Source organism: Acidobacteriota bacterium (assembly GCA_034211275.1).
In the GTDB taxonomy this organism is placed as follows: domain Bacteria; phylum Acidobacteriota; class Thermoanaerobaculia; order Multivoradales; family JAHZIX01; genus JAGQSE01.
The window spans coordinates 1-12,957 of record JAXHTF010000191.1 but is presented as its reverse complement, the minus strand read 5'-3'; the positions used below and the strand labels follow the sequence as shown (position 1 = coordinate 12,957).

Below are 12,957 nucleotides of genomic sequence, written 5' to 3'. Positions count from 1 at the left end.
CCGGAACCTATGCCCGAACCGGTCAAGCCCGCGCCGACCCCGCCGCCAGCGCCCGAGCCCCCGACCGAGACACCGGACGAGATGCCCGACGAGGCGCCAAGCGAGGCGGCTCCGGTCCCTGCGCCCGAGCCCGCAACCGAAGGGGCCATGGCCGAGGCTGGCGAGCCCGAAGCCGTGCCAACGCCGCCGCCCACTCGGCCCGAAGAGCCAGCCCAAGCCGAGGAGTCGGAGGCAGCGCCAGCGCAGCCCATGGTCCCCGAGCCCCCCGCTCCCCCGGCGCCGGCCATGATCCCTTCCCCGGGGCGCTCCGAGCTGCGCTCCTTCACCGAGGCCAGCTGCCCCGGCTGCAAGACCGGCGAGTGGGCCCTGACCCACGAGCGCAACACCGCCGCCGGCGGCGCCGGCTGCCCGCGCAACACCCGAGACCTGGAGCAGGCGCTGCGGGACATGGCGGAAGCCGCCGGCCCGAACCTGGCCAGCGACCCGGCCCCCCTGGCCTTCTCCGACACCGTGCCGGCGGAGATCGCTCCCTATCTGGACCCCGCGGCCAGCTGCCAGCTGCTGGCGGTGAGCCTGCCGCCGGAAACCAAATACACCGGCTACCGCTACGCCGTCCGCGACGCCAACGACGGCGGAGACTGCCAGGCCGGTGAGGAGTGCAGCCTGGGCGAGGCCCGGTGGAGCGGTCACCCGGGCTTGATCAAGACCGACCACGGCACGGTGGTCTGGGCTCTATTCGAGAACTCCTCCCGCACCCAGGCACGGCAGGCGCTGTTCATCGTCTACCTCCAGCCGGAACAGGGCTGGAGGCCGGGAGGCGCCCCATGAGCCCCCAGGTCTCGACTCTGCGCTTGAATCTGTCACCACAGCTCGAAGGGCGGCTGACCTCGGAGGCCCGCAAGCTCGGCCTATCCCTCGAGGAATACGCCCTGCGGCTGCTGGAGGAGCCGTCAGCGAGGGTCCAGCGGCCGCGCACCGGCGCGGAGGTGGTGGCCTATTGGCGGCGGGAGGAGGTGCTCGGCTCGCGGCGGGACATCACCGACGCCGCGGCCCACGCCGCCGAGCTTCGCAACACCAACGATCACCGCAACTCCGCCCAACAGACGGCGAAGGATTAGGTCATGTCCCTACAGCTCCTCGATTCCGACGTTCTCTTCGACCTCCTGGCGGGCCACAGCGCTGCCATCGAATGGTTCGAGGGTCTAGAGGAGCTGCCGGCGGTGCCGGGCTATGTGGCCATGGAGCTGATCCAGGACGCCGCGGACGAGAAGAGTCTCCAGGCGGTGCGCAAGCTCATCGAGCCGCTGCCCATCCTGTGGCCCTCCGAGGACGCCTGCAACCGCGCCCTGGGCGACTTCCGCGAGCTCCACGCCTCCCACCACCTCGGCCTCCTGGACGCCCTCATCGCCGCCTGCGCCCTCACCGCCTCCGCCACCCTCCTGACCTTCAACCAGGAGCACTACCGCGCCCTCTCCGGGCTGCAGATCGAAGCGCCCTATGAGCGCCCGACGAAGGATGGTCAGCCAGCTCGCTGAACCGCCTGGATTCTGCTCAGAGCTTCGGCTTCCCTCCGCTGAGCGTGATAGAGATCCCAGCGCAGCTGGAGATTGAGCCAGAAGTCCGCGGTCATATCGAAGAACTTGGCCAGCCGTAGGGCCGTGGACGGAGTGATCCCGCGCTTCCGATTCACCAACTCGTTGACTCGCTGATAAGGCACATGGATCGCGTCCGCCAGCTCGCGCTGAGTGAGGTGCATGGGCTCCAGGAACTCCTCGCGGAGCATCTCGCCTGGGTGGGTGGGTTCTCGGTGGGTGGGTACCAGAATCATCGGATGGCCTCTCTCTCATCCCCGGTGGTAGTCAACGATCTCGACATGGCTGGGACCTTCGTCAGTCCATTGGAAGCAGAGCCGGAACTGCTCGTTGATCCGGATGCTGTACTGGCCGCTCCGATCTCCCCGGAGTGCTTCCAACCGGTTTCCGGGGGGAACTCGAAGCTCGTCCAGGACAACTACAGAATCCAGCTGATCCAGCTTGCGAGCGGCGATCCTCCAGAGCTGCCGCGGGCAGGCCTTACGGGCTCCTTTGGTGTTCCGGCCATGAAAAACGTCTTCTGTCCCGGAGCCTGCGAACGACCGGATCATGCAGACATGGTAGCACGGACCCCATGCTACCTGAGGGTGACACGCTACGCCCGGCTCGACACAACAGATCATCGTTGTGCTAGCGTATCCGGGCCTCCTATCTTCTGACCTGACCAAGGGCATCCACCGTCCCTCTTCGCCACCTGCGCAGCTCGCCTGCACGGGTGAATTCGCTTTCGTCTCTTTGGAGGATTCCTTGATGTCGCGTATTTTCTTTCTAAGCTGTCTTGCCCTGATCTTCACCTTCGCCCTCGCCCTACCAGCAGCGGGCCAGAGCTGTACCTGCTACTACGGCTCCGACTACCACGGCAATCCCATCGACCCCGCGGAGACCTACTGCGGGTACCAAGTCTGCGGCGCCGATGATCAGTACTACGAATGCACCTCCGGTGGCTGGCAGGCTATCGGCGGTGGGCCTTGCGGGACGCCGCCGGACCGCTGTGCTTGTAGCGGTGGCACTTCCTACGACGGCACGGTGGTGAGCTCCGACGCAACCTTCTGCGGCATGCAGGTCTGCGGTCTGGACGAGAACCTCTACGAATGTCGCCCCAGCGGCTGGCACGGCATCGGCGGCGGGCCCTGCGGACAAGGAGAGGCCGGCAAAGGCTGCGAGTACGACGCTGGCGCCTGCTCTTGCTCCGGCGGCTTCTACTACGATCCCGTGGATCCCCAGGGCATTCCCATCCCCACCACCTCCACCTATTGCGGCATGACCGTGTGCGGTGACGACAATCAGTACTACCAATGCACCGGCGGCGGCTGGCAGGCCCTGGGGCAAGGTCCCTGCTACCCCAACGGCACCGCCGACTACGACAGCGACGGACTCACCGACGGGCTCGAGCACATCCTCATGCAACGCTTCGCGCCGCGGGTGCGGCTGCATCTCAACGATCCTCAGCGCCCTTCCAGCGTCGAGTGGTACCTGGACCGGGTGCACATGCGCTTCCATCACGGCGCTTCGTGCCCTGACCACCAGATCCTCAACAAGGGTTCCGTCACCGCCGCCAGCCTCGTGACCCAAACCCATCAGAGCAGCGGTTACGGCGCTCCTATCTGCAGCCACGACAGCGCTTTGGAAAGTTCCAGCGGCATCAGCGAATCGAGTTTCTTCCTCCAGATCCCCAACGACAGCGAGGAAAGCTTGACCCGCCACGGCAGCACTCCCGAGGACTGGACCTGCTACGCCCACGTCTTCCCCGCCGCGACCTGGAACAACGTGCCGGCGGGACAGCTGGATGTCCAGTATTGGTTCTTCTACCCCTACAACGGTGAGTTCGACGGCACCGCCGGCTCCGCCCACGAAGGCGATTGGGAGCACATGACGGTGCGCCTGGACGCCTCCACTCTGGAGCCCTTGGCGGTCTACCTGGCGGCCCACGAAGGCGGCGAGTGGCATGATTGGTCGGACCTGCGCTGCACCGACCAGGGCCATCCGGTGGTCTACTCGGCAGTAGACTCCCACGCCAGCTTCATCGCCAACGGGATGCATCCCTACGACTTCTTCCGAACCGACTACACCACCCTGCTGGGGCCGATCTGGGATTGCCAGGACCGCATGGTCAACCTGGGCGAACAGAGCGTCCCCCTCCCCGGTGCCGGATGGAACACATACAACGGCCGCTGGGGAGAGGTCGGTGAAGAATGGCGGAGCGGTTCCAGCGGTCCCTTCGGACCGGCTGTGAAGGACAAGTGGTTCGGGGTCGAAGAGTAAGGAGAGCGCGTCGCAAGGTCCCCGGGCGGCGGCGTCACCGCCTCGCCCGGGGCCGCTCCCTCTCAGCGATCAGGGCAGCGAGTACTCGAAGACGTAGAAGTGCTGCCCGTCTTCGATGCGGATCTCCATGGTGCCGGTGAGGCCTTCGAGCTCGCCGCTGCCGGAGCGCGGGACGACCTCGATGGAGAGCTGCTGCTGGCCCTCGGTCATGATGCCGCTGTGCTGGAGCACGAAACTGCCCTCGCGGCCGCCGAGCTTGCCGGTGACCTGCTCCATCGCCACATAACCCGCCGAGCCCGGCGTGGTGGTCATGGCGGTGAGCATCTGGCCGCGGCTGCTCGCCTCCAGGTCGCCCTGGAAGGTCTTGTCGAGGACCATGCGTCCCGGCTCACCACCGGGCTCCCCCGCTCCCTCCTCCTGCGGCGTCAGCTGCACTTCGAACGTTCCTTCGGCTCGGCTCATGGTCTTTCTCTCCTGATGGGTCTGGCTCTCCTGATGAGGCATGGGCTCTTGGGTCGCTACGGGCTCCTCGGTTCCAGTTTCCTGCCCGCCAGCGGGGCTCGCCCCAGCAACCAACAAGAGGGGAACGAGCAGGAAAACGACGAGTGAGAGTCCGGCAGCGGCGAGATTGCGGGGCGGCAGATGCATCGATCAAGGTCTCCGAGAAATGAGGAACATGGGGCGTCAAGGCTTCGGGTTGCCACGGGGAGGTATTTTCGTGTTGACGAAAGGTCGCTGTCGGGCTCGCCAGCGCTTATACTCTCGCCAACTATTGGACCAACCTTCAAGGACCGCACCGGCCTGGGTGCGGAGTAGTGGATGCCCGACGCCAAACTTTCAGCCGTCAAGCCCCCCGCCGCGCTCCTAGAATACCTCGCCGAGGGACGGTGCGTGCTCTTCGTCGGCGCCGGCTTGTCGGCGTGGAGCGGCATGCCGTCGTGGAACGCGCTGCTGGAGATTCTCTGCCAGGAGCTCACCGAAGACGACCCCGACGGCCGGGAGGCCCGCGAGCTGGGACGGCTGCGGGACGACGGCAACTATCTGCAGGTGGCGGAGTATTGCCGCGACGGCCTGGGCAGTTATCGCTTCCACGAGATCCTGCGCAACACCCTCCAGCCGGACTCCGACGAGGTCCCGGCGCCCCATCGCCTGCTGGTGAACCTGCCCTTCGCCGGCATCGTCACCACCAACTACGACGCGTTGCTGGAGAACTCCTTCGCGCAGATGGGCAAGACAGTGCCGCGGGTGCTCACCCACGAGGACCGCAGCAGCCTGGGCTCCCTGCTCTTTGAGCGCCGCCCCTTCGTGCTCAAGGCCCACGGCGATCTCGACCGGGAGGAGACCCTGGTGCTCACCGCCCGCGACTACCGGGAGGTGATCCACGCCAATCCGGCCTTCGCCGAGGTCTTCTCCGCCATCCTCCTGACCCACTCGATCCTCTTCATCGGCTACTCCCTCCAGGATCCCGACTTCCGGCTGCTCCTGGACCAGCAGCTCACCGTCTTCGACGGCAACGTACCGCCGCGCTACGCACTGATGAGCGGCCTGGGATCGATCCAGCGAGACGTGCTGTGGAAGAGCGCCAGCATCAAGGTTCTGCCCTACGCCACGGAGCCGGGGCACCGGGACGGCCCGCACCACCAGGTGCTGCGCTTTCTCAAGGCGCTGGCCGCGGGAGGGCAGCCGGAGGCGACGCGCTCCGGCGCCATGGGCGGACGGTATGACTTGGAGGCCGGGGATTGGGAAGCAGGAGACTTGGGGGCCGGGGACTTGGAGTCGGATGACTTGGAAGCCGGGGACTGGGACGCGGGGGACCTGGACGGAGGCGGGTTCGAGGAAGAGTGGGATGGATCGGTGGAGATCCGAGCCCCGAGGAAAGGGTCGGGGTACGGCGCAGAAGGAGAGATGCCCCCCGCCGATCACTACGGATCCGGGCCCTCCACCGACACCCCGCCGCCTCCCCCCTCGGGCACCCGCGGAGGAACCTCCCTGGGACCACCCCCCGAAGCTCCAGCGTCGCCCGGCGAGGGCATCGACGGACGGCGCAGCGCGGCGCCGGTGCCGCAGGTGCTGGAGCACTCGAATCTCAGCCTCCACCTCGCCGAGGGCCGCATTCACAGCCGCTTCACCGGTGACGGGGAGAGCGTCTCCGGCGACGTCTCCGCCCGCCGCATGGAGCACGTGCTGGACGACCTGCGCCACGCCGTCGACTGGACTTCCGCCGAGGCTCGCCGCTTCCTGAGACGATGCAGCGAACGGCTGGCGGAGCTGTTGGATCCGCGGGTGCGCCGCGCCCTGGACGTGCTGGAGGAAGGGTCCCTGCTGCGGCTGGAAACCTCGCCGGAGCTGGCCCGCTGGCCGTGGGAGTGGGTGCGGCTGGAGGGCGACGAGCGGGAGCTGGCCCAGCGCCTGGCCATGGGCCGAGCGCCGGTGGCCATCACCGACCGCGCCCGCGGCCGGCCGCGCATCGACGGACCGCCCTCGGTGCTCCTCCTGGCCGACCCCTCCGGCAATCTGCCGGGGGCCCGGGACGAGGCCCACGTCATCGCCGAGGCCTATGAGGAAGCGGGGTCCCATTGCCGGCTGCTGGAAGGCCGCCGGGCCACCAGCGAAGCCCTGGTGGGAGAGCTTCAGCGAGGAACCTCGGACATCGTCCACTTCGCCGGTCACGGCTGGTTCGACGAGCAGGAAGCCTACCTCCTGCTGGCCGACGATCAGCGGCTGCGGGCCAGCGAGCTACGCTATTTCCTGGGCCGCCGGCCGCCGGCGCTGCTGGTGCTCAACACCCACTACAGCGCCTTCATCCCGCCGCAGATCACCGCCACGGTAGCGGGCGCCGAAGGCCATGCCGAGGTGCCGGCTCAGCGGGTCGGCCGGGACGGGTTCTCAGAAACGGCGCTGGCCGCGGGGGTCGGGGCGGTGGTGGGTACCTACGGATCGGTCTCCGACGCCGTGGCCGCAGAGGTGGGTATCGCCCTCCACCACGGCCTGCTGGAAGGCCTCCCCGTCGCCGAGGCCCTGCGCCACGCGCGCCCCGCGGCGCCCCCCGGCGACTCCTCCTACGATCCCACGGGGCTGCTCTATGCCCTCTCCGGCTATCTCGACCTGCGCTGGCGGGTCGGCAGCTGAGGGTCGCTGCGGGGAGAGCCTCCTTCGCCCCGCGTCACTGACCGTAGAGATAGCCTCCCCGGGCCAGCACTTCGAACTCGGGGTTGACGGTGCGAATCTCCACCTCCTGGTAACCGGAGTCGTTGCGCGGATGGGCGGAGCGGTAGCTGAGCAGGTAGTAGCCATTGTTCTGCTTGGCAATACCGCGCAGGGGTACGGAGAAATCGGGGAAATTCCAATCGTGGATCCCGCCGGTGTCCTCCGCCAGCTGATAGAGAGTCTCCTGGTCCACCCGATTGGCCAGGGCGATGGTGTGCACCGCCACATTGGAGGCGTTGAGCTCCTGCATCATGGGCGGATAGCGCACCGGATCGGTGGGGCCGGAAACCACCGACAGCTGGCTGGGGAAATCCATTCCGAAGAGGATCAGGTTCTTGCGCCCGCGGATCTCCCCCAGCGCCTCCGCCAACACGGTCAGCCCGGCATAGATGGTCGGAGTGCTCTGCATCAGCTCCTTGTCCACCGGTAGATGCTCCAGCGACGGCCCGCCGCCTTCCGAACCCGAGCGGGACTTCCACTGCCCTTCCGGCTTCTTGCCCGCGGCGGCGCGGCGCAGGGCGCGGTCGATGGCCTTGCGGTCGGTGGTGAAGTCCTGGTGCAGGCGCAGGCCGCTGTCATAGCTCATCACCGCCACCCAATCGTTGGGCAGCAGCTCCTCGTAGGCCCAACGGGCCGCTCGGCGGCTGGCGTCGGCGAGGCGGAAGAAGAGCTGGGACGAGCGGGAATCGGCGGTGGGCGGGTTGTAGAGGAGGACGACGAAGTAGCGATCCTCCGGCACCCGATCCACCGACACCCCTTCCGGCGCCGCCATCTCCAGGAACCGCCGGTTGCTGTAGAAGGTCACCGATTCGGGCGCCAGCTCGTTGCCTTCCTCCTCGATGACGAAGTCGTCCGGCCCCAATCCGAAGACCACGTTGCCGTCCTCGTCGGTGACCAGGACGTCCAACAGCACTTCCGAAACCTCCATCTCCTCGCCAAAGGCGGCGCTGGGCTTCTTCGGCTGGGGAGCCTGAGCCTCCACGAATCCAGGGCTCCAGAGCAGGAACAGGAAAACCACGAGCAGCGCGCGGCTAGCACGAAGAGAATCGACGGCGAGCATGGACAACTCCTTGTCTAGGCTCCGCGTGCGCCTCCGAGCGACCCCCGCTCCGGGCACACACAGCCTCATCCGGTGAACGTCATCCTCCACAACCAAACCCCGCCCCGTGACATTCCGCCCCCGCCCCCAACCCGCGGGACCCAATTGTTGATGGCTTGTTGATCGCCTGCAAACAAAGGCCTTTGGGCGGCTCGCATCGGCGACTCCCGCAGGGGGGACCCACTTGTTGGTTCTTGTTGGTTTCCTCCCTGGGAGTGCCGGCACCCTGCCGGCTTCGGAGGATTCTGAGCCGAAGACCGATGGCGCGTCAGGTCGGGAGTCGGGTCCTGCGGTGGGCGAAGACGCCCATCCTCGGAACCCGCACCCTCCCGCACACCGGGAGTGGCTGCGCGGTCATGGGTAAAGAGTTGATCCGTGTGGTGCTGTGCTCGGGGAGGGGTTGGGGGAAAGTCCGCAGGGGGGACCCACTTGTTGGTTCTTGCTTGTCGGTTCTCAAGGACTGTTTCCCTGAACCCCGCCGCGACTCCAGCCGTAGATAACGGCATGTACCGAAGATTCCTCTCGCTGCTCGCCCTCCTATTCCTTTCGGCGCCCACCCTGGCCGTGGACCTGGAGAACTTCTGGGATGCCCGGTCGGAGCGTCAGGGGCGCAAGGCGATCCAGAAGCTGCTCCAGGCGCAGGTCCCGGTGGCGGAGCTGCTGCCGGCGCTGCGGGCCGGGCGGCCCTACTCCGCCAAGGTCCCTACCGGCCGCCAGCTGGGCTGGCAGGTGAACCACGACTCCCAACGGCACCCCTATCTGCTGGTGGTGCCCGCTTCCTACGACCCCCAGCAGCGCTATCCCCTGCGCATCGTCCTCCACGGCGGCGTCAACCGGCCGCTGGGAGCGGTGGACGGTTCCTGGGGCGCGGCGCCGGGAGCGCCGGAGGAGCCCGGAGTGCTGCGGGTCTACCCGGCGGGCTGGTACGAGTCGCTGTGGTGGGAGCACAGTCAGCTGGAGGCGGTGGCGGGGATCCTGGCGCAGGTGCGGCGGACCTACAACGTGGACGAGAACCGGGTGGTGATGGGCGGCGTCTCCGACGGCGGCACCGGCACCTGGTACTTCGCCATGAAGGACCCGACCCCCTACGCCGCCTTCCTCGCCTGCATCGGCCATCCCGGCCTGCTGGCCAACCCCAAGGCGGATGTCGAGGGAGAGATCCACCCCTTCAACCTGGCCAACCGGCCGTTCTATGTGGTCAACGGTGGCCAGGATCCGCTCTACCCCGCCGACTCGGTGCAGCCCTTCGTCGAGCATTTTCGGAAGAGCGGCGCGGAAATCCTCTTCAGCGTTCAACACGACAGCGGCCACACCATGGATTGGTACGCTAGCGAGACCCCCGCCATCAACCGTTGGGCGCTGAAGCATCCTCGCGATCCGCTGCCGGATCGGCTGCAATGGGAGACGGCAGATCCGGACGCCTCCGGTCGCATCTCCTGGCTGATCATCGACCGCCTGGGATCCATCCCCGGAGAGAGCCCGATCCCCGATGCCAACGCCTGGAATCCCCGTCAGGGCTTGGTGCTGGGCTTGGAAGCGGATCTCGAAACCCGCGACGCGGTGCGGGTGCAGTCGGTGCACGAGGGTTCGGTGGCGCAGCGGGCGGGCATCCGCCCCGGAGACGTGCTGATCTCCATCAACGACACGCCGACGCCCACTCTGGAAGGCTTGGTCGCCGCCCTGAAGCCGCTACCCGTGGGCGCGGTGGTACCGGCGGAGATCGAACGGGAGAGCGAACGCTTGCAGCTCACCCTGCGCTATCCCCCACCCACCGCCGACAATCTCCTCTATCCCCACAAGGAGCCTTCCGGCCGGGTGATCGCCGAACGTTCGGGGAATCACTTCGCCCTCCAAACCGAAGGCGTCCGCGCCCTGCGCTTGCTGCTCTCCCCGGACGAGGTGGACCTCTCTCAGCCGGTGGTGGTGGAGGTCAACGGTCGCCAGGTCTTCAGTGACACCGTCGAGCCCGATGCGGAGACCCTGCTACGCTGGGCCTGGCGAGACGGTGACCGGACGATGTTGTTCGTCGCCGAGCTAGCCCTTGAGCTGGGCAGCGAGCCAGGCAGCAAGGCTGCGGAGGAGTGAATCTTGGAAATGGTAGATGCCATGGGCACGCTGGTCACGGTGACCTGCCCCCATTGTTTTGAAGCGCTCGAGATCCTGATCGAAGCGGAGAGCCGGGGGTCCTGGGTGCAGGATTGCGAGGTGTGCTGCAATCCCTGGCAGGTGACGGTGCTGGGGCGCTCCGGTGGAGTGCCGGAAGTGACGGTGGAAGCTCTTTAGACCTCGCCCGCCCCGTCCCCGAGCACGGCACCACCCCCGATCGCTTCCTCACCAACGCCCGCACCACCATTCCCCACCAGCCGCGAGAACGGTCCCTCGCTCAGAGCCCCCCAGAGGCCGGCAAGATGGCGGCGCTCCCAGGAAGAATCCAACAAGTGGGTACCAACTGCGGATCTCTGGCAACTACCTTGCCGCGCCCAGCGGCACCGAGGCTATCCCTTGGGCTCCTCCTCGGTGCCCATGAGGTGCTCCCAGTATTCGGGCTGGTCTTTGAGGTAGCGGTCGAACCACGCGATGATGGCACGGCTCCAGAGCTCGCGGCGGTCGCGGTCCATGATGCGGTGGTTTTCGCCGTCGAAGGTCAGCAGCTCCACCTCCTTGCCCAGAATCTTCAAGGCCGTGTAGAGCTGATGACTCTGCCCCGGCGGCACGTTGGTGTCGGCATCACCGTGGAGGAGGAGCAGCGGGGTGTTGATCTTGTCCGCCGCGAAGAGCGGGCTCTGCCCCACGAAGAGCTCCGGGTTGTTCCACGGATAGCTCTCCGCCGCCGCCACGGCGCTGTACAGATACCCCCACCAGCCTTGCCCCCAATACCCGGCGATGGAGCTGATGCCGGCGTGGGCGACGGCGGCGCTGAACAAATCCGTTCGGGTCTGCAGCAGCATGGTCATGAAGCCGCCGTAGGAGGCACCCAGGCAGCCTACCCGCTCCGGATCCACAAACTCGTGGGCATCCAAGAACCGCCGCGTCCCCTCGATGATCTCGTCCGCCACCGTGATGCCCCAATCGTTCACATGGCGGGTGGAAAAATCCTGCCCGAAGCCCGTGGCGCCGCTGGGCTGGAGCACATAGACCACGTAGCCGTTGGCGGCCCACACCTCCTTCGGATAGCGCCCGCCGAAAGTGCGGTCCGTCGGCAGGGCGCCGCCGTAGTAATAGACCAAGAGCGGATAGCGCTTCTGGGGATCGAAATCCGGCGGATAATAAACCCGCCCCACGATGGTGCCGGCCTCCTCACTGTCGAAATCCCAATCTTCCACCCGCCCCAGTTTCACGTCCTCATAGCGCTCCGGGCTCAACCGGAAGAGCAGCTGGGCTTCACCGTCCGTCGTCCCGGGGTGCAGTAACACCCGCTCCGGCTTCTGCGGCGAGCTGCCGCGGTAGGCTACCGCGCCGCTCTGCCGCGCCACGGCGAATCCTTGGACCACGTCCACTCCGGTCTCCAACGCATCGAATCGCCGCTCCGCGGAACGATAGACGAAGAGCTGAGCCCGGTCCTGATCCTGAGCGTGGACCACGACGTCGCCCGCCGCCGTCCACGCCGAGGTCAAGACCGACGGATCGAAGTCGCGGCTGATGGGATCCACCGCCAGTGTCCCCCGGTCGAGGAGATAGAGCTGCGAGTCATACTCATTCACCGGACCCTCGCCGAGGGTGGTGTCCCGACCGTCCTCTCCGAAGCCCGACGGTCCGGCGTCGATGAGGATCTGATCACCGTCCGGGCTGTAGCGGGCCGAGCCGAACCAGGTCACCCGCTGGAGCTTGCGCGGTTCCAGGGTCGCCAGATCCATCTCATAGAGATCTGCCCGGGTGAAGGGCCAGCTGGTCGCGTCGTAGATGTCCTTTCGGACCAGCAGATGCTCGCCGGAGGGGGCCACGTCCTCCAGGCTCACCGACTCCCCGCCGGCGGTGAGCCGACGGCGCACGCCGTTGCCGGGGTCCTCCAAGGACAGATGGTAGAGCGCGCCCAGCTCCCGCCACCCCGGCCAGCGATCGTTGGGACCCCGATAGCGCTTGAAGCTGCGCTCGTCTTCCTCCTGCTCGTCGGACTGTCCATAGATCAGCCCGCTGCCGTCGGGCATCCAGACGTAGCCGGTGAACCGCTCTACGTCTTCGAGCACCCTCCGGGTCTCCCCGCCGACCTCGGCGATCCAAAGATCGGCCTCCTCCTCGTCGCGCACCACGTAGCCATAGCGCAGCCCTTCCGGTGCCCACACCAAGCTTCCCTCGCCGCCTCGCAGCGTGCTCACCACCCGCCCCTCGGCGTCGCGGATCTCGACCCAGGTCTCCGAGTCCGGCGACGGCGCCGCCGGCCGGGTCAGGGTCACCGCCAGGTGGCTGCCGTCGGCAGAGAGGGCGAGATTCTCCACCGTGGTGACGTCCAGCACATCCTCCAGAGCCAGGGAGCGCTGTGCCTCCAGGCTCGTCGTCACCACCCCTTCCGGCGCCGAGAGCGTCGTCTTCAGCGGCTGGGAGTCTTGGTTGCCCGGTTCCAGCACCGCCATCACCAACAAAAGATGCTTACCGGGGGTCAAAGAGAGCTTGGCCTTCAGCGGCTCCATCCCATCCTGCTCATCCTCGGCCTCGCCGTTGTCGTCGCCTCCGGTGGACCGGGAGCGCTGCGCGACTTGCTCTCCATCGAGGAAGAGCCGGACAGGTGCCAGGTGCCAGGTGGTGCGGGTGGGCGTGGGTGGTTCCCGCCGGGGTTGGGGTGGTTCAGGGGAGGTAGTCGCC

The 12,957-nt window shown here is 67.2% G+C and carries 12 protein-coding genes; 7 read left to right on the top strand and 5 right to left on the bottom strand.

Translation table 11 applies throughout. The features are described 5' to 3' along the window. From SX243_21215 to SX243_21205, 3 genes are all read left to right on the top strand, one after another. A partial coding sequence (locus tag SX243_21215; protein MDY7095505.1) for a hypothetical protein occupies nucleotides 1-828 on the top strand: 828 nt, incomplete at its 5' end. Then, nucleotides 825-1,118 (top strand): hypothetical protein, encoded by a 294-nt coding sequence (locus SX243_21210; protein ID MDY7095504.1) that lies wholly within the window; start codon nucleotides 825-827, stop codon nucleotides 1,116-1,118. The genes SX243_21215 and SX243_21210, both read left to right, overlap by 4 nt. Before the next feature lie 3 nt (nucleotides 1,119-1,121). Then, nucleotides 1,122-1,535, top strand: coding sequence for a PIN domain-containing protein (locus SX243_21205; GenBank protein ID MDY7095503.1), 414 nt, complete (start codon nucleotides 1,122-1,124; stop codon nucleotides 1,533-1,535). Here the strand turns inward: SX243_21205 and SX243_21200 are convergent. Together SX243_21200 and SX243_21195 are read right to left on the bottom strand one after the other, a co-directional pair. Next, nucleotides 1,520-1,828 carry a HigA family addiction module antitoxin gene (locus tag SX243_21200; protein MDY7095502.1) on the bottom strand — a complete coding sequence of 103 codons (309 nt, stop codon included), beginning with the start codon at nucleotides 1,826-1,828 and terminating at the stop codon, nucleotides 1,520-1,522. The genes SX243_21205 and SX243_21200 overlap by 16 nt on opposite strands. 15 nt (nucleotides 1,829-1,843) lie before the next feature. Beyond that, the gene (locus tag SX243_21195) at nucleotides 1,844-2,143 is read right to left on the bottom strand and encodes a type II toxin-antitoxin system RelE/ParE family toxin (protein MDY7095501.1); all 300 of its coding nucleotides are present in this window, start codon (nucleotides 2,141-2,143) and stop codon (nucleotides 1,844-1,846) included. Nucleotides 2,144-2,342: 199 nt separating this feature from the next. Between SX243_21195 and SX243_21190 the strand changes: the two genes are divergently transcribed. Further along, nucleotides 2,343-3,854 carry a Vps62-related protein gene (locus tag SX243_21190; protein ID MDY7095500.1) on the top strand — a complete coding sequence of 504 codons (1,512 nt, stop codon included), beginning with the start codon at nucleotides 2,343-2,345 and terminating at the stop codon, nucleotides 3,852-3,854. A 69-nt stretch (nucleotides 3,855-3,923) separates the two neighbouring features. On the opposite strand, the gene SX243_21185 is transcribed toward SX243_21190, so the two are convergent. Further along, nucleotides 3,924-4,316, bottom strand: a complete 393-nt coding sequence (locus tag SX243_21185; protein MDY7095499.1) for a DUF3224 domain-containing protein — start codon at nucleotides 4,314-4,316, stop codon at nucleotides 3,924-3,926. Between the two features lie 357 nt (nucleotides 4,317-4,673). On the opposite strand from SX243_21185, the gene SX243_21180 reads away from it, so the two are divergent. Next, nucleotides 4,674-6,983, top strand: a complete 2,310-nt coding sequence (locus SX243_21180) for an SIR2 family protein (GenBank protein MDY7095498.1) — start codon at nucleotides 4,674-4,676, stop codon at nucleotides 6,981-6,983. A 34-nt stretch (nucleotides 6,984-7,017) separates the two neighbouring features. Here the strand turns inward: SX243_21180 and SX243_21175 are convergent, their stop codons facing one another. Continuing rightward, nucleotides 7,018-8,121: a VWA domain-containing protein gene (locus tag SX243_21175; GenBank protein ID MDY7095497.1), complete on the bottom strand. Its 1,104-nt coding sequence runs from the start codon at nucleotides 8,119-8,121 to the stop codon at nucleotides 7,018-7,020. A gap of 543 nt (nucleotides 8,122-8,664) precedes the next feature. Between SX243_21175 and SX243_21170 the strand changes: the two genes are divergently transcribed. Next, complete coding sequence (locus SX243_21170) at nucleotides 8,665-10,245, top strand: PDZ domain-containing protein (protein MDY7095496.1); 1,581 nt, start codon at nucleotides 8,665-8,667, stop codon at nucleotides 10,243-10,245. A gap of 9 nt (nucleotides 10,246-10,254) precedes the next feature. Further along, nucleotides 10,255-10,443 carry a CPXCG motif-containing cysteine-rich protein gene (locus SX243_21165; protein MDY7095495.1) on the top strand — a complete coding sequence of 63 codons (189 nt, stop codon included), beginning with the start codon at nucleotides 10,255-10,257 and terminating at the stop codon, nucleotides 10,441-10,443. A gap of 212 nt (nucleotides 10,444-10,655) precedes the next feature. Here SX243_21165 and SX243_21160 read toward each other — a convergent pair. Beyond that, nucleotides 10,656-12,957: S9 family peptidase (locus SX243_21160; GenBank protein ID MDY7095494.1), on the bottom strand; the 2,302-nt coding region annotated here is incomplete at its 5' end.